Source organism: Pseudomonas sp. TE3728, assembly GCF_056279145.1.
Map to the genome: position 1 here is coordinate 1,704,075 of NZ_JBWBQT010000001.1, position 19,170 is coordinate 1,723,244.

The following is a 19,170-nucleotide window of genomic DNA, read 5'->3' on the forward strand; positions in this document are numbered from 1 at the left end:
CTTCATCTTATCCAACAGGAGTCACCCCATGAAAGGTTATGAAAAAAACGAGACTTATGAAAAGCTTCACTCATGGATTGGCGATTCGGAGGAGTCAAACTGGACTGAGTACGGTACAGAGCTTGTTGCAAAGTCAGTCCTTATAGACTTTAAAGATCAGCAATGGGAACGATTAGAGCAAGAAATACTTCAGAAGCCAGAGTATTGGCAACAGCGTTGCGCCGTTTCATTGGGAGAAGACAGAACAGAACAAGCGATTAAACTCCTAAAACTATTGCTTTCCAGTTCCTGCTACAAAGATGTAAAAATAATCGCAACATACGAACTCGACTGGGCAGAAGTACCTATAGAAAAAAAATACGCATCCTCCATCAGAAAACTTATAGAGGCAACACCCATTGATGAAGTTGAGCCAGAACTCAACAGATTGCTCGCCAAAGCTGAGGCGGCAGAAAATTAATCACGAAAAATTGACCCAACAAGGGACAGTTTTATTAACATTCCACCTCAAAAGTGTGGCCAACCATTACGTGTTTGAATAACCTAAAATGTGGACATCATCAATATCTAATAAAAAACAGTGGACTTCTATTTTTGGAGAAGACTACTCCCCTACCAGCATGCGCACTTCTTACGTCATACTGGACGGAAACTCTATATGCTTAAAACTATGCAGCCAAGTAGAGCAAGCAGTCGCCCCTAAGAAATGGCTGGAAAAAGATTATAACGAGTACGAATTCCAGCTTTACATGATAAATGTAGAAAATTTCAATGTCGAAAATTTCAATTTCAGCGGCCCCACCACTATAACCGTTACTCAAGATAGCTCAAACTACAAAATCACACTTGGGTTTGGAAATTCATGTACAGCCACATGCAATGCAAAAAACATTACCATAGCAAATATTAAGGCATACCATAACTATGGTGCAGTGTAGCAAAAGAACATCCAAATCAGCTCACACCAAGAGAACTGCCTAAAAAATTAACAAAACCCACCTCAACGCTTCAAAGCAAAAATGTAAAGAAAGGGGATTTGAATCCAGCAGGTACTACATATGGAGTTAAAAAGCTTGTTTTCGACCCTCCACGTTGGTCAACCGATGGACATTAAACATACAATTTTCATAATTCTGACTATGTTTTCAGGGTCAGTATTTGCCCAAGACACTGGATTTGGACTCGTTAAAAACAATCCAGACGGAAAAACTTATCTATATACAACCCAGAATATTTCAGGCAGCGAAGTCATTTCAGTCCAATTCCCTCAGGATGGAACCGTTGCTTGCTGTAAGTTAACAAAGACAACTGGGGGAAAACAGCAGCAGGGCGATGCAGTGGACCTGCTCAACGAATTCGACATGCACATCTATGGGCTTGACATTCAATGCACAGCGCCTTTCATCGGCATAGCTGTAGTTGGTAAACATGCAACCGAAAGCGGCGTCTCAGCCGTTGAGGTCAAGGACCAAGCTACAACTATCAGCACCTGCTTGAGTCAAGAGGGCGTTCATCTCTTCTCGAGAAAAAATGGGAGTTTGAACGGTCACTTGTATTTGAGCCTAGGTTACGATGCAGAGCCAACGTCAAATTCTTGCGAAACGGAAAATACTGAGTCCGTTCCGACCGACGTCTCCAGCTATATCAAAAACAGAGACAACTGTGATTCTTTGCGCGGAGATATTCCTGAACGGGACCCCGCTGCCCCGAAAAATCTCGATCGTGTCATCAGCGATATAAATAAATATTGCAAGGGCACCGACCAGCAGCTGAAGCAGTTGAAAGAAAAATACTCCGGAAACGAAAGCGTTGAGAAGTTGCTCTCGACTTACGAAGAAAGTATTGAAGCGGATATGAGTTTTTAGATTCACTCATCAAGGATGGCTGTTGTGACATCTGAAGACATCAATCCACAGGCCGTCAGTGCCCGACTCTGCGATCCAAAACATCCCGCCCCCATCAGCCACGTTTTCCCCCTCATCCCCAACATCGACACCGAAACCCTGTTAAGCCACGCCTGCGAAACCCTCGCCTCGCTCAACGTGCTGGCCACTGACTTTGCCTGCGAACTCGAAGGCTCGCACCGCAGCCTGGCGCTGTCGATTCAGCAATTGGCCGTACTGGGCGAGTTATTGGTGAACCGGGCGCTGGACAATCTCGATCCACCCGGTGAGATGTCCGACGCTGAGCAGGCTCAACCATGACTCGATACATGCCGATTACCGGCATCGACTGCACGATCCCTTCCCTGCTGATCGACATCGAAGCGCCTGTCGACGTGTTGCACGACACGGCGGCGTATCGCATTCGCAGTGTCACTCAACTGTTGGAAACGCTTTCCCTGGGCGAAGCGATTGGTGGTGATGCTGCGCTGTTGCAAGAGTTTGCGCGGGTGTTGGCCATCCCGTTGCGCGATGGCTGCGATTTGCTGGATGTGGTCGGACGGCGGTTGCGAGCGCAACTTTATATCCGAAATTGTCAATTCCGCCTCCCAGACTTATGCACGCAGTACTTCGCAAGAGTTTGTTAAAAACCGTCTTTAAATTTCTGATCAATCCAAAAAAATCGACTCAACATCGTGAGCAAAAAAACCAAAAAAACTGGCTCTTCGGTCAAATAACACCTCACCTGAAAACAGCAAAAAACAAAACAATGGTTTTCACCACGCCTTCAAATTATGCTTGGCCCTACAGTATGGAGGCTGTGATTTATGTTCAAACTCAAACGGAAAACGTGGATTTTTCTCTTGGTCTACATAGTAGGTGTCAGTGGCTATATCTACTACCTCTACGTCGAGACTCAAGGGATCCTCACTGACAACATTAATAACAAGCTGCTGCATGCCGCACTGGGGGCGTCGGCCATCCTTGGCGACCGCTACCATGACAATCTGACCGACAAACAGTCCAAATCCGAGGCGGAAGATTGGAATGCCATTCAACGGCTTTCCAGCTTCAACGATTCCATGGGTACTGCTTTTGTCTACAGTGTGGTCAAACGCTCGGGCGAGGCTTATCTGGTCAGCTCCAGCGCATCGAAAAAAGAGATCTTGGAGAAGAATTTCGTACGCTTTTTCGATCCCTACCCGGATGCCAGTCAGGCTTTGCTCGACAGTTTTGAACGCACCGAACCCACCTGGATTGACTACTCGGATCACTGGGGAGATTTTCGCGCCGTCTTCGTCCCGATGAAATCGCAGGACGGTACGATTTATATTGCGGGTGCGGAGATGACGTTGACGGATTACTACCAGCAACTTAAACAGGACTCCCTGCACCATATCATCTTGGCCATTCTGGTATTTCTCGTCTTCAGCGTTATACGCATGCGCGCTCATCTCCAGCAATTGCAAATAAACGAAGAAGTATTGAATCAGGCAAAAAATGCCGCCGAGGATGCTGATCGTTCAAAAACCAGATTTTTGGCCACCATGAGTCATGAAATCCGTACGCCCATGTACGGTGTTATCGGCGCGACGGAGTTGCTGGCAAGGTCCGCCCTGAACCGCGAGCAAAGCAGTCTGCTAAAAACGATCAATACAAGTGGGCGAGCCCTGCTATCTCTTATCGACAACATTCTCGACCTTGCAAAAATCGAAGCAGGCAAACTTGAATTGAAGCCTCGTGTCTTCGAAGTCAGAGCTCTGGTTTCATCCAGTATTGAAATGATCCGGCAAAACATGCAGGACAAGCCAATTGTACTTGAGGCTCAGGTCTCACCAGACGTACCTCCCTTGGTCAAAACCGATACCAATTGCCTGCGCCAGATATTGATCAACTTGCTGGGCAATGCGGTTAAATTCACCGAGGCCGGAAAGGTATCGCTCATGGTCACGACTAGCGGTTACGGCACTCGAGCCCGACTCGAATTCTCCATCCGCGATACCGGCATAGGTATCCCCATGGAACGGCAAGACAGCCTGTTCAAGCCCTTTGCTCAGTTTAAAGGACCGGCCAGTCAACGCTTTACCGGGAGTGGGCTCGGTCTTTCCATCTGCAAAAGTCTGGTCGAGGCGCAGCAGGGGACTTTATCCTTTACCAGTCAGCCTGGCGTCGGATCGACGTTCTCCTTCTCACTCCCCATGGAGCTTTTTTCGGTTTCGGAACTACCCATCCGGGATGATCATGCATCGGTTGGTTTCGACTCATCTTTTGCCGAGGATTACCCGCTCGATATTCTGCTGGTGGAAAACCATCCCGTGAGTCAGAAAGTTGCCATGGCGATGTTGCAAGAGTTGGGTTATGCGCCCGACCTTGCGTCAGATGGCTTGGAGGCGATCAATCAGTGCATGACTTCGACTCCGGATATCATTTTTATGGATATCAACATGCCTGTCATGGATGGGCTGGAGGCCATCCGTAAAATCCGCGAACTACCACTGGGCGATATTTGCTACATCGTTGCTTTCACCGCGAGTGCTTTTTCGAGCGAGATAGAACGTTTCAGGGCCGCCGGTGCCAATGATATTTTGACCAAACCGGCAAATTTTCAGGCCTTGTGCCGAGTGCTTCAGCGTGCAGCCAACTATCGGCAGCAGCTCCAGGCCAGCACTCCGATAATGGATACAATTTTGGGTTGAAATAGACTCAGGCTACAAACGCCATTACAACCCCCCGGTAGGGTGTCCGGCGCCACCGCTTTAACCCAGCCAATAAAAATGGGCGACTCCAAGGTCGCCCATTTTTTATATCAAAAACTTTTAAACTTCGCCTCCCAAAGAAGGTGTTCGCCCAGTGTAATGGCCTGGCAATCCATGCACCGGTAAAGAGCCCTGACACCGGGCGAACGGTAAGGATTTTAATAGAATTTGGCCGATATGTCCTCGGTATAAACATGAAATTTATGCACGTAATATCTCGTAAGTTTTTGCTAAAAAACCAGATACAAACTTTTAAAACTCACCAGTTCGACCATTAAAACTGATTGTTCTTATACAACTTTCTGTACAAAAACAATCAACGGGTACAAGTAATGATCAGCTTGGGTGTTGGCTGGTGACTTTCAGCACATCGGTATAGGTCACCACAACGCTCTGCCCAACTTTCAGATCTTTCAATTTCGCCTGGACTTCAGGCCTTTCGACGTTGACGATTTTGGATTGGCCGGCCGGGTTTTGGAAGGTCACCTGGTTTTTCTTCAGGTCGATGTGGGTGATTTTCAGTTGGACCTGTACCTGACGGTAGGCTTCGCCGCCGGGGTTGGGGTTGTCTTTGGTGGCGCGGATTTCGCCGGTGTGTTCGATGGAGCCTGGCAAGCCTTTGTCGATGTCGGTGTCGAGGTAGGCCGCGACCGAGCGGATGACTTCGACGTTGACCTGATCACCGACTTTCAGTTTGCCGAGGTTTTTGGCTTTGTCGCTGAGTTGTACATGGACCTGCCGACCTTCCGCGCCTTCAAGGACGACTTGATGTTTGGCGGCGTCGACCGCCAGGACTTTGGTGATGACCTGATCGGCTTCCACGACGGCGGACAGCGGGATGTCTGCGGCAATGGCGCTGAGGCTGGCGGTGGCCAGGAGCGTGGCGAGGGTGATGGCTTTGGTCAGTGCGTTGAGCTTCATAAGCGATACTTTCCCTGTGATGGATGGCAGCAGACAGCTCTCTATCCAGGTTCGGGGCCGTCTGTGCCGATGAGCATAGACGCTGATCAGGGAGTTTCCGCTGTTTCTTGCGCGGTGGATTCTCCGCTGTCTGTGCCCTTGCCGCTTTCCTTGCGCCGGGTCGGGTCGGTGGGACGCAGGGCGTCGTTGTCGCGCTCGACTTCGCCTGGTGGCCGGGGTTCGTCGGGGTTTTCCGAGGGAGTGGTCGGTTTGCGATTCATGGGGATGTCCTCAGGCTTCGGGATCGTCGACTTCATGGGCAACATTCACGGCAGGCGAGTCTTTGTGGGATTGATCGGCCTTGGTCTTGAGGATCTGCCATTGATCAAGGTCGATGGCGCCCTGCCCCAGCAGATCGTCGGCGATGCGCAGCAATTCGCTGTAATGCGCGTCGGGGGATTGCTGCCAGTAGGCTTTGTCGTCGAACAGCCGCTGCCAGGTGGCAAGGGTGGGCGGTTTGAGGTCGTCGCTCATGGCGGGCTCCTGCCGGTATTATTACGGTAGAGAGATGGAGGCCTTTGGGAGTTCCTGTGGATTGGACGCATTAGGAGCAGGATCAAAAGATCGCAGCCTTCGGCAGCTCCTACACTGACCGAGTACACCCGCGACATTGCGGCATACGCATAACCATCTTTTGATCTTAATACCCGGTCATCTCCAGATACCCCTGCCCACCATGACTGCCGCTCAGCCGCACCGGCCCTTCCCAATAGGGAATGCGCAAGTCCATCCAGGCCTTGGGGTTGAGGGCACCGATTGTAATATCGAGGTGCTTGGCGGGTATCTTGATCGACCAGCTCACAGGCATCGAACGGCCAGCGACATTGGTCTTCTCCTGAGGCGTGAGGCTGATGTCGTCGGCGTGCAATAACTGCGTTTGCCCTTGGGCATCGATCCAGGTACCGGTGAGGTACGGCGCGCCGTCCTTTTGCCGCATGCGGTAGAGCATGACCTGTTCGCCGCTGTCCAGGTGCAGGGAGAACCAGTCCCAACCGGTCTGGTTGGCGGTCAGGGGTTGGCTGCTCCACTCGCGGTCGAGCCAGGCCGGGCCGCTGACGGTGTAGGTTTTGCCGTCGATTTCCAGGGTTCCGCTGGCCTGGAAAAACGGCTGGCTGTAGTAGTACGACGCCTGGCCTTGTTCGGATTTCTGGCTGAAGCCTTTGTCGCCCTGAAGCACCAGTGGACGTGTGGAGGTCAGTCGAAGCTGGTAGCTGAAAGCCTTGTCACGGGCGCTGAGTTGCAGGTCCGCTAGCGGATCTTCATCGCTGGCCTGACTACTGAAATGCCAATCGTCGATCCATGCCTTGAACGGCGCCAGACTCACACCGGCTTGGCCGACGCCGCCTCGGGCGTAGCGTTCGGCAGCGTGATGTACCGTGGCGGAAGTCACGGCCGCGTGACCCAGCCAGATGGTCTGTTTGCCCCAGCCGGGTTGCTCGGGTGTCGCTTTCAAGGCGCTGCGAAACAGTGTCCATTGCGCGCCGAATTCCTGGCCCTGATCGTCTTTGAGGTTGGCGGTGACGTACCACCATTCGATACGAAAACCATCGTGGGGGCCGTGATCCGCCGGGAAGCTGAATACCCGACCGGGCACCACCGGGGTAAATGCCTCAGCCTGATGACCGAGGCCGGCGAAGCCTTTCTCCGGCGCAGGCGTGTTGTCGCATCCGTTCAACAGAGCGGCCAATAACCACAGGCCAACCTTAATCCTCATGAGCAAACGTCCTCAACAGATCCGCCGGTTGCGTGCGATACAGCGAGTACAGCGGCCAGGCCGATGCGAGCAATGTCGCGAGCAACGCCAGGCCCATCAACTGCAACAGTTGCAACGGAAACACCCGCAACGGCAAGCGCCAACCGAAGGCCTGAACGTTGATCACCGTGTCCAGGCACCACGCCAACGCGATGCCCAAGGGCAACGCCAGCACCAGCGTCAACACCGCCAGCAACCAGGTTTGCCCTAGGTTCAACAGCATCAATTGGCGACGGGTTACGCCCAAAGCCCACAGCGGCGCGAGTTGCCCAAGGCGGCTCTGGCTTTGGGTCAGCAGGCTGATGAACAGCGCCACGCCCGCGACGCAAAGTGTCAGGCTATTGAGCGCGGCGGTGGCGGCGAAGGTGCGTTCGAACACTTGCGTGGACCAGCCCTTGAGCCGGACCTGATCGACGATACGGCTGTCGTCCAGGGCGAAGCGTGCTTGCAGCGCGGTCAGGAATCCGGGAATCGACGCCGGGTCGATGCGCAGGTTGAAACGGTTGGGCGTCAATTGCGGCCAGCCGCGCAGCAGATGATTGATGTTGACCAGCAGATGCCCCTTGGGATTGCCGTAGTCGGCGTAGATCCCGACGATCCGCGGTGACCATGGGCCATTCGGCGTCGGGATTGTCAGGTGATCACCGAGCCGTACCTTCAACCGCCGCGCTAGTTGTTCACTGAGCATCAGCGCGTCATCCTTGGCCAGTCGCTCCCAAGGGTTGTCGCCCAAGGCTTCCAGCAGTGGCCAGTGCTGACGATAAGTCGGGTGATCGATCACGCCAAAGACGTCCGCCGGCCAGCCCTGCAACTGGATCGATACCTGCCAGTTCGGTAGCACTGCGGTGACTTGGGGTTGTTGTTTGAGCCAGGTATGCAGCTCTCGAGCCTGGGCGGGATTTTGCGGATTGAGGTACAGCTCGGCGGTCAACCGTTGTTCGAGCCAGTTGCTGAACGTCTGGCGGAAACCGGCGGTCATGCTGCCGGCGCCGATGTTTGCCGCCAGCGCCAACAACAGCGCCATCAAGGCCAGGCTCAGGGCCGGCAGTTGCTGGCGGCAGTCGGCGAGAAACCATTGGCCGAGCACCGAACGACTGCGCCCAAGCACCCAGTTGAGCACACTGTTCAACACCACCGGCAAGGCCAGTGCGGCGCCAATCAACAACGCGCCCATCAACACGAAGCCGCTGCTCAGGCTGTCGCCGAAGATCAACGCCAATAACGCGATCATCGCCGCCATCGCCGCGACCCAACCCTGGCGTCGCAACCAGCGGGCGTGGGCCTGATGCCAGGCTTGCGGATTGGCCAGTGCCAGTAACGGCAACCGCGCAGCCCGCAGCAAACTGTTGGCGCCGGCCAGCAAAGCGCCGAACAGGCTCAGGCCAATGCCGCTGAACCACCACAGCGGACTGAGGTTCAACTGCCCCGGCACTTCGGCGCCGTACAAGCCGCGCAGGCTGGCGGCCACATCCGGCAACAGCACGCCGGCCAGCAGGTAGCCGCTGACGACGCCGGCGATACCACCGATCAGCGCCAGAGCACCCAGCTCGACGGTAAGGCAGGCAATCAACAGGCGGGCACTGACCCCGCAGGCGCGCAGGGTTCTGAGCAAGCTTCGGCGTTGCTCCAGCGCCAGGCCGATCGCCGCGTGAACGATGAACAGGCCGACCACGAACGACAGAAAACCCAAGGCATCGAGATTCAGGTGGAAGCTCTCGGTCAGGCGCGCGAGGTTGTTTTCTTCGCCGCTGCTTTTGAACTGGAGTTGGCCCTTGAGCTCATCAGGCAGGGTCGCGGTGAAATCCTTGGGCAGCAGCAGGCGTGACAATTGATCGGGCAATTGCAGAATCTGTTGGGCGAAGCCGATGTCCACCAGCAACACGCCGGGCGCCATGTCGGTCTGGGCACGCAGCGGCGGCAAGGTGACTCCACTCTGGGCCATCGGGGTTTCGCCTTCGCGCAAGCCCAACGCCTGCAAGGTCTGCGGTGAAATCCAGGTGCTGCCCGGCGGCGTGAAAAACTCGACAACCTGCTCGATCGGCAACGCCCGCCCGGCCACTGCGGAACCGGCCGGCAGTGACACCGGCTCAATGCCCATTAACTGCAAGCGCTGCTCTTCATGGCCCTTGAGCGTCACCCGCCCTTGCAACACCGGCGATACCGGCCAACCCGCACGACGCAGGTCAACAAACACTTGCTGGGAAAACACCCCACCGCCGAGTGCCGTGAGACTGGCTTGCGGTTCGCCGCCGATCAGCTGACTGGCCCGGGCGTAGCTTTCTCGCGCCTGGCTGTTCAGCGCTTGCACGCCGGTCAGCAGGCTGGTGGCGAGCCAGAGCCCGGTCAGCACACTGAAAAATTGCACCGGGTGCTGTCGCCAATGGCTGAGCAGCGCCCGCAGCGTCTCACGAAAAACCCGCACTTCAGCGCTCGTCCGCGCCAGCCAGACGGCCACCGTGCAGCACCACTTTGTCTGCCAGCCGCGCGGCGACCCGTGGGCTGTGAGTGACCATCAACAAAGTCGTCGGGCTGTCGTCGAGCAGCTCCAGCAACAACTTCAACACCTCATCACTGGTGGCTTCATCGAGGCTGCCGGTGGGCTCGTCGGCCAGCAGCAGTTTGGGTTGCGATGCCAGGGCGCGACCTAAGGCGACCCGCTGCTGTTGCCCACCAGACAGTTGCTCCGGATAGCGCCGCAGCAAATCTCCCAACCCAAGACGTTGCACCAGATGCGCCTGCCAACGTGGATCGTGGCGCCCGGCCAGACGTGCCTGAAACGCCAGATTGTCTTCAACGCGCAAACTGCCGATCAGGTTGAACTGCTGGAACACCAGACCGATTTCGGTCCGTCGCCAGTTCGCCAATTGGCTTTCGTTCATCTGCTCCAGCCGATGTTCGCCGCTGCGGATGCTGCCGCGATCGACCTTGTCCAGCCCGGCGATCAGGTGCAGCAAGGTGCTCTTGCCACTGCCCGATTCACCCATCAGCGCCAGGCTGCTGCCGGGTTTCAACGTGAGGTCGACGCCTTGCAATACCGGCAGCGGGCCTTGGGGGGTGGCGTAGCTTTTGAAGACGCCCTGGACCGAAAGCATGAGGGGAGACTCGTTGAAGGCAGTGGGCCTAGGATAGCGGACGGCAGCAGGACCGCGTTATCGTTTATCGCGAGCAGGCTCGCTCCCACATTTGATGGGTGTGAACACAGATTTTGTGCCCACCGAATATCGAATGTGGGAGCGAGCCTGCTCGCGATAAGGCCAGGTCAGTCACTCAAAACCTCACTGCCCCACCGCCACACTCGGCACCACCCGCCCCGGCGTCACAATGCTGTTCAGGTCAATGTGCTTCCACTCCGGCTTGGCCCCCAACCGCGCATTAAACCGATAGTTAAAGGTGAAATCGTCCACCGTCGGCACACTCAAGGGTTTGCCATACACCGCCTCAATCCCCGCCAGGTCATAACCCATCACCTGCAGTAACGTCGGGAAGATGTTGTAGTGACTGGAGCGATCCTTGTTGGCCGGCAATTGCGCCTGCCAGTCCAGGGTCTGCAAACCGCTGCCCGAAATCACCACCAACGGCACCAACCCCTCCTCCTCCACCGGATCACCACCGCAGTGAGTATTGAGCCCGGGGTTACCGCGCTCATGCAGATCCTGCCCGTGATCCGAGGTGTAGATCAGTAGCGCATGGCTCAGATCCGCCTGAGCAAACACCCGCGCGAAAAACTCGCCGACATTCCACAGCACGGTATTTTTATAGGCATTGCGGTACAGCAACCAATCATCCGGCTGACCATTGAAACCATCGCGTGTGCCCGTGTCCACCACTTCGACAAACTGTCCACGGGGCAATGTCGGGCGGTAAGCCATAAAGGCGTCCGGGTACTTGTCGTGCACCGGAAAATGCGCACCGACCTTGTTGATCACTACCAGCTCCGGCTTACCGTCGTTGAGCAGCTCGATCAGCTTGGCCGCCGCGGCCATGTCGCGCTCACGCACGCTGGTGCGGTCGAATTGCACGAACTCGTCGATGTCCTTTTTCTCGGCAGCGTTCATCAGGTTCTGCAAGTTGCCGCCGGTGCGCTGGGCGTCGATGTAAACGGTGCGCAGCCCGGCTTTTTTGGCGTACTGCCAGATCGACGGCAATGTGCTGTTGATCCGCATGTAGTCGGCGCGGGTGCCACCGTAGCGCAGGGTGACATTGGTGTCGGCGCTGCAATTGGCGATGGACGCCGCGTAGCCGTAATTGAAGATGTCCACGCCCGGGCGCGGTTCTTTGAGATTGCTGTGCACACCGAACGACGTGTTGATGTCCAGGTAGTTGCCGGAAATGCTCTCGTCGATGATCAGCACAATGTCGTGCCCCACCGGCTGATCGACGCGCGACAGGCTCACTGGCTCACGCGGGCCGACGGTGTTGTGCAGCGCTTCATAGGTGAACAGATTCAGATAGGCCAACGGTGTGTACATGATCGGCAAGCCACGGGCCCCCTCGCCGGCCCGCACGAACAGCACGGTGCTGAGCATCAGCACCCCGAGCACTGGCGCCGCCACCAACAGTGCATCCGGTAATGGCGCCCGTCGACGCGGCTTGAGCCCGATACCGATCAGCAGCAACAAACCACTGACCATCGCGCTGATGATTGCATCGCGGTACTGGTACGCGGCCTCTTGAATGAACCCACCGGAATACACCAGCGACACAAAACTGCTGTAGGTCATGTAACCGGCAGTCACTTGCGTATAGACGTCGAAGAACACCGCCGAGCCAGACATCACCAACGCGAACAGATGACGGATCAGCGTCTGACGGATGTACGCGGTCATGAACAACGCCACTGTCAGCACGACGAACATTGCGCCATACAGCAGCATAGGAAAACCGATGCCCAGCGCGTCAAGACGATCGAGGTAGTCGTCGTAATTCTTGAGTAAATACAGAACCAGCAACAGTTCCTTGAGGTAACGGATCATGGTGATTACAGCACCTCCGTGGCCAATGGATTGTCGGCCATTTTCTGACACTAGCACCGAGCCCTCGAAGCGCAAGAAATGCCGGTTTTTTCCCCAAAGCGTCAAAAAAACGTTGCCTCAAATCTGACACCCCCAAACGCCTGTAACCCTTGTGTTTCAAGCCTTACGACCGTTTATCGTTTTCTTAAAACCCTCAGAAACCCCTCAAAACCGCGGCAAATCCAGCAGCGGCAAGCACTTGATGGCAAAAAGCCCGTGAAACCGGGGTTCTCCCGGTCGCGTTACCCGTCATTTTGCTGACTCTCTTTCCCACGGCTGGGCTATACCCCTTTTGACAGTCTCATTTCAGTTACATCCACCGTTTTACGAGGCACGCCAATGTGGACGTGAGCGTATTTGGTACGGGCTATGTAGGCCTCATTCAAGCCGCAGCATTGGCCGATGTCGGACATCGCGTCTTGTGCGTCGATATCGACCCCAACAAGATCAGGCAACTGCAGCAAGCCGTGCCTCCGATCAGCGAACCGGGACTGTCCAGCACACTGGAAGACAACATCAAGGCCGGTCGCCTGCTCTTCTCCACCCAGGCCAGTGACGCGGTCGAACACGCCGAACTGATTTTCATCGCGGTGGGCACGCCCGCCGATGAAGACGGTTCCGCCGACCTCAGCCATGTGCTGAATGTCGCTCGGCAGATCGCCAGTGTCATGGAGTCCGATCGCACCCTGATCATCAAGTCCACCGTGCCGGTGGGCACTGCGGACCAAGTGGCGAGCGCTGCCAACGAAGAACTGCAACGCCGTGGCAAACAAGCGTTGAACGTGCGGGTGGTGTCCAACCCGGAGTTTCTCAAGGAAGGCAGCGCCTTGGCCGATTGCATGCGCCCGGACCGGATCATTGTCGGCACCAATGACGATGAAGCGCGCAACCAATTGAGCGAACTCTATGCACCGTTCTGCCGCAACCGCGAAAAGCTCATGTTCATGGACAACCGCAGCGCCGAGCTGACCAAGTACGCCGCTAACGCAATGCTCGCCACCCGCATCAGTTTCATGAACGAACTGGCCAACCTCACCGAGTTGCTGGGGGCCGACATTGAAGCGGTGCGCAAAGGCATCGGCTCGGACCCGCGCATCGGTTACCACTTCATCTACCCCGGCTGTGGCTTCGGCGGCTCGTGTTTTCCTAAAGACCTGCGAGCTCTGCTGCACACCGCCGAACACAACGGCATGTCATTGCGTCTGCTGCGTAGCGTCACCGATGTGAATGACAGCCAACGGCACATCCTCTTCAGCAAACTGCAGGCGCTGTTTCCCGATGGCCTGGTCGGCAAGTCCATCGCGATTTGGGGCCTGGCCTTCAAGCCCAATACCGATGACATGCGCGAAGCGCCCAGCCGTTATCTGATGGAGGCGCTGTGGGCCGAAGGTGCGAGCGTGCAGGCTTACGACCCGGAAGCCATGTCCGAGTGCCGGCGCATTTACGGCTACCGCAATGACCTGCACCTGTGCGCCACCCGCGACGACACCCTGGAAGATGCCGACGCGCTGGTGATTTGCACCGAGTGGAAGAACTTCCGCGTGGTCGACTTCGATCTGCTGGCGAGTAAATTGCGCGCGCGGGTGATTGTCGACGGGCGCAACCTCTACAACCCGGAACACGTGGCGGCGGCCGGTTTGCACTACAGCGGTATCGGGCTTCGGCACATCGTTCCCGAGGCGCCACGGCCATGAAAATACTCGTCACAGGAGCAGCCGGTTTCATTGGCGCCCATTGCCTGTTGCGGCTGTTGCGCGACGGGCATGAGGTATTCGGCCTGGATAATTTCAACGACTTCTACGACCCGCAACTCAAACACGACCGCGTGGATTGGGTGCGCAAGCAAGTCGGCGATTTCCCGCTGGCGAAAGTCGATGTGGCCGACGCCACGGCCCTCAACGCACTGTTTGTCGCTGAACAACCGGAGGTGGTGATTCACCTCGCGGCCCAGGCCGGGGTGCGTTACTCCCTGGAAAATCCCCGGGCCTACGTCGACAGCAATCTGAGCGGGTTCCTGAACATCCTCGAAAGCTGCCGCCACCACCCGGTCAAGCACTTGATCTATGCCTCGTCCAGTTCAGTGTATGGCGCCAACCAGCACACGCCTTACTCGGTCAAGGACTGCGTCGATCACCCGTTGTCGCTGTATGCCGCGACCAAAAAAGCCAATGAGCTGATGGCCCACAGCTACAGCCATCTGTTCGGCATTCCCTGCACCGGTTTGCGTTTTTTCACGGTGTACGGGCCTTGGGGCCGGCCAGACATGTCGCCGATCCAGTTCGCCCGGGCGATTGCCGAAGGGCAGCCGCTGAAGCTGTTCAACTACGGCCAGCACCAGCGTGATTTCACCTACATCGACGACATCATCGAGAGCATCGCCCGTCTGATCGAGCGCGCCCCCCAAGCGGCACCGGACTGGAACCGCGAACAACCGGACCCGGCCAGCAGCATGGCGCCATGGCGCATTTACAACATTGGCGGACAACAGCCAGTGGAGCTCAAGGACTACCTGGCGCTGCTAGAAAAACACCTCGGACAAAAAGCCCTCGTCGAGTTGCTGCCCCTGCAGCCGGGCGACGTGCTCAACACCTGCGCCGATGCCAGCGATCTGGCCCAGGCCACCGGTTTCCAGCCACGGATAGAGCTGGATGAAGGACTCGGACGATTCATCGCCTGGTTCCGTGACTACTACCCACTGCGCAACGCCCACTCGCCACTCGCGCCCGGGCTTCAGCGGAGGACTCTATGACTGGACATGAAAAAGGCGTGTTGCTCAATCACATGCTGCGTGACAAACGCCTGGACCCCGAACACCGAATGCGCCTGGACACGGCGATCCACATGCAGGGCCGCGGCTGGATGACCGGCCGTGACGGTGGTCGGCCCTGGACGCTGTCGCGAACCAACCGAGTGGTTGCATGCCTTGGCGCGCTGGTGATTCTGCTGCTGCTGTCCCCTGTGCTGCTGGGCCTGGCGCTGGTGATCAAGTTCAGCAGCCCGGGGCCGGTGATGTTCGTGCAGAAGCGCACCGGTTACCGCGGCCGCCTGTTCGGCATGTACAAGTTCCGCACCATGGTGACCAACGCCGAAGAGCTCAAGGAATCCTTGCGGCATCTGAACAAGCACGGCGCCGATGCCATCGATTTCAAGATCGACAACGACCCGCGGATTACCCCTATCGGTAGCTTCCTGCGGCGCAGCAGCCTTGATGAGTTGCCCAACCTGATCAATGTGGTCAGCGGCGACATGCGTTTGGTTGGTCCCCGACCGACCTCGTTCAACGCTTATCGCTACAAGGACAGCCACCTTGCACGCCTGAGCATCTACCCCGGCATGACCGGCCTGTGGCAGATATCCGGGCGCAGCAATATCGACTTCGACCAGCGCGTTGAGTTGGACCTCAGCTATATCGCCGAGCAGAGCCTCTTGCTTGATCTGAAGATCCTGTTGAAAACCCCCTTCAAAGTATTCAGCGGCCACGGAGCGAGTTAAATGGACGGTTCATCGAATAAAAGCCTGACCATCGCCAGCCCGAGCGAGTCCAACCTGACCTCGACCGTGCTCGACCTGGATCTGCGGATCCTCTTCCTGACCGCTGCCAATCCAGGCGCCGGCACCACCACCAGCGCCCTGGCGCTGGCCAGCCAACTGGCGTCAATGAGCAGCGGCCAAGTGCTGCTGGTGGATGCCAGCCAGTCGGAGGGCAACCTCACGCAACAGCTGGGGCTGACCAAAGAACGCGGCTTTCGCGACCTGCTGTTCAACGCCTCGCCGCCACTGTTGCAGGACTGCCTGGTGAACGTCTCCAGCCTGCCCTTCCACATCCTGCCGAACGGGCGGCACATCCGCGGCGCCGAGCACCTGACGACCGAACAACTGGCGCCGTTGCTCAACCAGTTGGGCGATCGCTATCGCTTCGTGGTGATCGACGGCGACGCGGTGTATTCGGCCGCCGATACGTTGGTCATCAGCACCTTGGTGGACGGCGTGATCATGGTGGTGCGTGCCGAAGACACGCGCTGGGAGGTGGCCCAGGCCGCAGCCCAGCGCCTGACTCAGGCGGGCGCAAAACTGGTGGGCAGCGTCTTCAACCGGCGCAAGTACTACATGCCCAAATGGCTCTACAAAAACCTGTAAGCAACCGCAGAAAAGGATGACGCCATGAACGCCAAAATGCTTCTCCTGCTGTTGCTGCCGCTTGCAGGTTGCTCCAGCACCAGTGAAACCCAGCAGATGCCGGTGCAGATCCTCACGGCCGAGCCGGCCAATGCCCAGGCCACCGACATGCCCAAGGTCGAACAGACCCTGCGGCCCAAGGACGTGCTGGATGTGATCTTTCACATCAGCACCAGTAGCTCGGGCGCCTACCGCATTCAGTCCGGTGACCAGGTCGCCCTGAACTTCACCGCGGCCAGCCAGCTCAACGGCACCCAACGGGTGTTGCCCGACGGCACCATCGAACTGCCGGGGGCCAATACCTCGGTGAAAATCGCCGGGCTGACGGCTGTCGAAGCACGGCAGGAGATCCAGCGTGCCTATGAGCGCAAATCCCTGTTTCAGCCCAATCGCAATCAGGTGACGGTGCTGGTGACCAGCCCGCTGAGCGACGAGCAAAACCTCAAGAGCAACCTGAACCACCCCGCTACCGGCATGAGCCGGGAGATCGTTGTGGGCAACGACGGCTATGCGAGTTTCCCGGAAATCGGCTCCGTGCCACTGCAAGGCATGACGGTCAACCAACTGGAAACCTTCCTCAATCAACGCTACGCGCAATTGCCGGGGCGGATGAAGGTCGACGTCATGCTCAAATCCACGTCGGGTAACGAAATCTATGTGCTGGGTGAAGTCGCGCAACCGGGCTCCTACCCGATTCGCCGGCCGGTCTCGGTACTCGAAGCCTTGACCCTGGCCCGTGGCACTAACGTCAAGGCGCGGCTCGATTCGGTAGTGATCATGCGCCGCACCGGCAACCATGTGCAGGCCGTGCACTACGACGTTGAAAAAGCCTTGTCCGGTGATGCGTCGCAGATTGCTTACCTGCAACCGGACGACATGCTCTACGTGCCCAAGACCAAACTGGCCAGCGCCGGTGAGCTCGCGCGGCAACTGGCGGACGTGGTGTTGTTCCAGGGGGTGGGCTTCGGATTCGCCTACCGCGTCGACAACAAAGACAGCGACAACTAACGCTCAGGTGACCGACCATGAACCCAAAGGAAAACTACCTGCATGAGTTCTTCAGGATTTTCTTCGCCAACAAGCAGTTGGTGAAACGCGTCTTCCTGATCTTTGCAGTGATCGCCCTGATCTTGCCGCTGATGCTCAAGCAGAGCTTCGACATCACCGCGCAGGTGATCGTGCAATCCAAAAAACTCTCCCAGGGAGACGCCACCACGTCCCTGACCCAAGGTGATGCCTCATTCATTCCGCCGTCACTGGCAGACATGGAAACCGAGAGCAATATCCTGCGTTCGCCGGCCCTGATCCGTCAGACCATCAGCGACCTGCGGGACAAAGGCGAGTACGCGCCCAACCCCGGGATCTTCAGCAAACTGGTGACCGAACCGATCAAGCGTTTTGTGACCACCCCCTTGCGTGAATACGTGGTCAATCCGGTGCGCGATGCATTCGGGCTTGAGACCGATCCGGTTCGGGACACCGCCCTGGATACCTACACCCAAGAGGCCGTCGATAACCTGAAAATCGAAACCCTGCCGGGTTCCAACGTGATCTCCATTGTCTACAGCTTTGGCGATCCCGCCCAGGGCACCCGGTTTGTCGCGGCGCTGCTGCAAAACTACCTGGCCAGCCGTCAGGAGCTGCAATCGATCGACCTGCCGCAGAGCTTCTACGAAACCAAGAAGAAGCAGTATCAGGTGCGTCTCGATGGCCTGGAAGGCACGCGGCTGGCGTTGCTCGAAGGCGTGGCTTCATCCGATCCGAAAGAAGAAATCACCTTTCGCCTCAATGCCATCAACACCGAGGAACAGGCCCTGAACCTGTATCAGGATCGCCTGTTGCAAAGCCAGCGCTGGCTCGACTACCTGAAAACCGCCCTGACGTCTGCCACCAATACGTCCCGGCTCAGCGAGTACACCTTCCCCTTCACCTTCACCACCACGGTGGACAACATTGCCTTCGAAGACCGGGAGATCAGACAGCTCGGTGAGCAACTGACCACTCTGGTCAGCCGCTACATGAACGACCTGGCGGTCTTCCAGCCGGGCAGTGAACCCATGCTGTTGACCCGTGAGCAGATTTCCCGCACCCGTCAGCAGTTCCTGAAAATCGTCAGCAACCGGATTCAGGAGCGCACCAACGACCTGGCGATTGTCACCTCGGTGATCAAGCAGAAAACCGCACGCATCGCCGACTTCAAGGAGCGCATCCATCAGTTGCAAGTGGCTCAAAGCAAACTGGCGCAAATGGATACCGAGATCAATGCCTTGCACGCAGCGTTCTCCACCTATGCCCAGCGTTTTGCCGAAAGCAGCACCTCCCGCTCGCTGGACAACGATATGTCCAACGCCCGGGTACTCAGCCCGCCCTACGAACCGGCCGATGCGGCATTTCCCAGGCCGATGCTGATCATTCCGTTCGGGATGCTGACCGGTCTGCTGCTGGCGATTGCCTTCGTCTACGTGCGTGAGTTCTTCGATCACCGCTTCAAACACCCAGCGCAAATTACCCATGAACTGGGCTTGCCGGTGCTGTTGGTGATCAACGAGCAAGACGTTATGCCGACCAACCCGCACAAAAACTGGACCGTGGATAGCTTCGTGCATTGGGTGCGCCATTGAACGGGCCGC

Annotated in this window: 19 protein-coding genes; 12 read left to right on the plus strand and 7 right to left on the minus strand. The window is 56.9% G+C overall.

The window, feature by feature from the left end:
- Positions 1-28: 28 nt before the first annotated feature.
- The 6 genes from ACZ89R_RS07080 (at position 29) to ACZ89R_RS07105 (ending at position 4,579) form a co-directional block, all read left to right on the plus strand.
- Positions 29-460, plus strand: a complete 432-nt coding sequence (locus ACZ89R_RS07080) for a HEAT repeat domain-containing protein (RefSeq protein WP_192343443.1) — start codon at positions 29-31, stop codon at positions 458-460.
- 88 nt (positions 461-548) lie between these two features.
- Positions 549-938, plus strand: coding sequence for an Imm50 family immunity protein (locus ACZ89R_RS07085; protein WP_192343442.1), 390 nt, complete (start codon positions 549-551; stop codon positions 936-938).
- 120 nt (positions 939-1,058) lie between these two features.
- Positions 1,059-1,865, plus strand: a complete 807-nt coding sequence (locus ACZ89R_RS07090) for a hypothetical protein (RefSeq protein WP_429546229.1) — start codon at positions 1,059-1,061, stop codon at positions 1,863-1,865.
- A 24-nt stretch (positions 1,866-1,889) separates the two neighbouring features.
- Positions 1,890-2,204, plus strand: a complete 315-nt coding sequence (locus tag ACZ89R_RS07095; protein ID WP_429546228.1) for a DUF6124 family protein — start codon at positions 1,890-1,892, stop codon at positions 2,202-2,204.
- Positions 2,201-2,530 carry a hypothetical protein gene (locus ACZ89R_RS07100; RefSeq protein WP_123497601.1) on the plus strand — a complete coding sequence of 110 codons (330 nt, stop codon included), beginning with the start codon at positions 2,201-2,203 and terminating at the stop codon, positions 2,528-2,530. The genes ACZ89R_RS07095 and ACZ89R_RS07100 overlap by 4 nt, the downstream gene beginning before the upstream one ends.
- A 180-nt stretch (positions 2,531-2,710) precedes the next feature.
- Positions 2,711-4,579, plus strand: a complete 1,869-nt coding sequence (locus ACZ89R_RS07105; protein WP_429546227.1) for an ATP-binding protein — start codon at positions 2,711-2,713, stop codon at positions 4,577-4,579.
- 396 nt (positions 4,580-4,975) lie between these two features.
- Here the strand turns inward: ACZ89R_RS07105 and ACZ89R_RS07110 are convergent, their stop codons facing one another.
- From ACZ89R_RS07110 to ACZ89R_RS07140, 7 genes are all read right to left on the minus strand, one after another.
- Positions 4,976-5,560: a hypothetical protein gene (locus ACZ89R_RS07110; protein WP_429546226.1), complete on the minus strand. Its 585-nt coding sequence runs from the start codon at positions 5,558-5,560 to the stop codon at positions 4,976-4,978.
- Positions 5,561-5,646: 86 nt separating this feature from the next.
- Positions 5,647-5,820 carry a hypothetical protein gene (locus tag ACZ89R_RS07115; protein WP_429546225.1) on the minus strand — a complete coding sequence of 58 codons (174 nt, stop codon included), beginning with the start codon at positions 5,818-5,820 and terminating at the stop codon, positions 5,647-5,649.
- 10 nt (positions 5,821-5,830) lie between these two features.
- Positions 5,831-6,073 (minus strand): hypothetical protein, encoded by a 243-nt coding sequence (locus tag ACZ89R_RS07120; protein WP_052965204.1) that lies wholly within the window; start codon positions 6,071-6,073, stop codon positions 5,831-5,833.
- A 166-nt stretch (positions 6,074-6,239) separates the two neighbouring features.
- Positions 6,240-7,313, minus strand: a complete 1,074-nt coding sequence (locus tag ACZ89R_RS07125; RefSeq protein WP_429546224.1) for a lipocalin-like domain-containing protein — start codon at positions 7,311-7,313, stop codon at positions 6,240-6,242.
- Positions 7,303-9,774, minus strand: coding sequence for an ABC transporter permease (locus ACZ89R_RS07130; protein WP_429547886.1), 2,472 nt, complete (start codon positions 9,772-9,774; stop codon positions 7,303-7,305). Before ACZ89R_RS07130 ends, ACZ89R_RS07125 begins: the two co-directional genes overlap by 11 nt.
- Position 9,775: 1 nt before the next feature.
- Positions 9,776-10,444 carry an ABC transporter ATP-binding protein gene (locus ACZ89R_RS07135; protein ID WP_008013141.1) on the minus strand — a complete coding sequence of 223 codons (669 nt, stop codon included), beginning with the start codon at positions 10,442-10,444 and terminating at the stop codon, positions 9,776-9,778.
- Positions 10,445-10,627: 183 nt separating this feature from the next.
- On the minus strand, positions 10,628-12,325 hold the full coding sequence (locus tag ACZ89R_RS07140; protein WP_429546223.1) for a sulfatase-like hydrolase/transferase: 1,698 nt from the start codon (positions 12,323-12,325) through the stop codon (positions 10,628-10,630).
- Positions 12,326-12,705: 380 nt separating this feature from the next.
- Here ACZ89R_RS07140 and ACZ89R_RS07145 point away from each other — a divergent pair, with 380 nt between their 5' ends.
- The 6 genes from ACZ89R_RS07145 to ACZ89R_RS07170 are packed head-to-tail and all read left to right on the plus strand — an operon-like array spanning position 12,706 to position 19,161.
- Entirely contained in the window at positions 12,706-14,058 is a 1,353-nt protein-coding gene (locus tag ACZ89R_RS07145) for a UDP-glucose dehydrogenase family protein (protein WP_429546222.1), read from the plus strand.
- Positions 14,055-15,113, plus strand: a complete 1,059-nt coding sequence (locus ACZ89R_RS07150; RefSeq protein ID WP_429546221.1) for an NAD-dependent epimerase — start codon at positions 14,055-14,057, stop codon at positions 15,111-15,113. The genes ACZ89R_RS07145 and ACZ89R_RS07150 overlap by 4 nt, the downstream gene beginning before the upstream one ends.
- Positions 15,110-15,856 (plus strand): sugar transferase, encoded by a 747-nt coding sequence (locus tag ACZ89R_RS07155; RefSeq protein ID WP_008073318.1) that lies wholly within the window; start codon positions 15,110-15,112, stop codon positions 15,854-15,856. Before ACZ89R_RS07150 ends, ACZ89R_RS07155 begins: the two co-directional genes overlap by 4 nt.
- Positions 15,857-16,501 (plus strand): CpsD/CapB family tyrosine-protein kinase, encoded by a 645-nt coding sequence (locus tag ACZ89R_RS07160; protein WP_429546220.1) that lies wholly within the window; start codon positions 15,857-15,859, stop codon positions 16,499-16,501. It abuts the gene before it with no gap.
- A 24-nt stretch (positions 16,502-16,525) separates the two neighbouring features.
- Positions 16,526-17,548, plus strand: a complete 1,023-nt coding sequence (locus tag ACZ89R_RS07165; RefSeq protein WP_123497615.1) for a polysaccharide biosynthesis/export family protein — start codon at positions 16,526-16,528, stop codon at positions 17,546-17,548.
- A gap of 17 nt (positions 17,549-17,565) precedes the next feature.
- Entirely contained in the window at positions 17,566-19,161 is a 1,596-nt protein-coding gene (locus ACZ89R_RS07170) for a GumC family protein (protein WP_429546219.1), read from the plus strand.
- The last annotated feature ends 9 nt before the right edge of the window (positions 19,162-19,170 follow it).